The sequence below is a fragment of the Sinomonas cellulolyticus genome, assembly GCF_014656475.1.
Lineage (GTDB): Bacteria > Actinomycetota > Actinomycetes > Actinomycetales > Micrococcaceae > Sinomonas > Sinomonas cellulolyticus.
On the sequence record NZ_BNCM01000040.1, the window covers coordinates 1 to 823 of the forward strand.

General features: G+C 68.0%; 1 protein-coding gene and 1 rRNA gene. One reads left to right on the top strand and one right to left on the bottom strand.

Annotated features, from left to right (window positions below; all coding sequences use genetic code 11):
- Positions 1–266 (top strand): hypothetical protein (locus IE231_RS18485; RefSeq protein WP_189695390.1); only part of this gene is annotated, 266 nt, incomplete at its 5' end.
- Positions 267–615: 349 nt separating this feature from the next.
- On the opposite strand, the gene rrf is transcribed toward IE231_RS18485, so the two are convergent.
- A 5S ribosomal RNA gene (rrf, locus tag IE231_RS18115) occupies positions 616–732 on the bottom strand.
- Positions 733–823: the final 91 nt, after the last annotated feature.

Consider the following 823-nt stretch of genomic DNA (forward strand, 5'->3'; position numbering starts at 1 on the left):
CCGCGGGGGCCACGGTCATCCCGCTGCGGACGATCACCGTACGGACGCCGCTCACCACGGTCATCACGCTGCGGACGGTCGCCGTACGGGCGACGCTCACCACGGTCATCGCGCTGGAACCCGCGGGGGCCCCGGTCGTCCCGCTGAGGACGATCACCGTACGGGCGACGCTCACCACGGTCATCACGATCAAAGGGACGGCGCTCACCACGGTCGTCGAACCGACGGGGCCCGCGGTCATCACGCTGAGGACGATCACCATATGAGCGACGCTCACCGCCCTGCTGGTCGTCTCGATTGCGGTCCCGGAACCCACGGGGGCGGCCGCCGGAGTTGCTGGTGCCGCGGAAGGGACCACCCGAGCTTCGACGATCCCCGCCCCGGGGTCCGTTGAACCCCCGGCCCCCGGTCCCGCGTCCGTTCTGCTCTGCCATGATGGCCCCTCTTCCTGAATTCCTTTGATCGGCGACCTGGAGGTCGCCTCCCGTCACTATGCGTTTGGCACCAGACAGCGGTCTGGCTCGGTTCGGCTTCAAGTCTACGGGCTGCCGTTTCGCCCTTCCCTGTTTAAGCGTCAGGACCCCCGGCCGTGTGGTCGGGGGTCCTGGAATGGTTGTCCGGCGGTGTCCTACTCTCCCACACCCTGGCGGGTGCAGTACCATCGGCGCTGTGGGTCTTAGCTTCCGGGTTCGGGATGGGTCCGGGCGTTTCCCCCACGCTATGGCCGCCGTAACCCTGTGTCCCGTCCCCCGGGTGGTGGGGGTGGGAAGCTGGTGGTCACGGTGTTTCCGTGGTGTGTATTCGGTTGTGGGTGCCCGTTCCG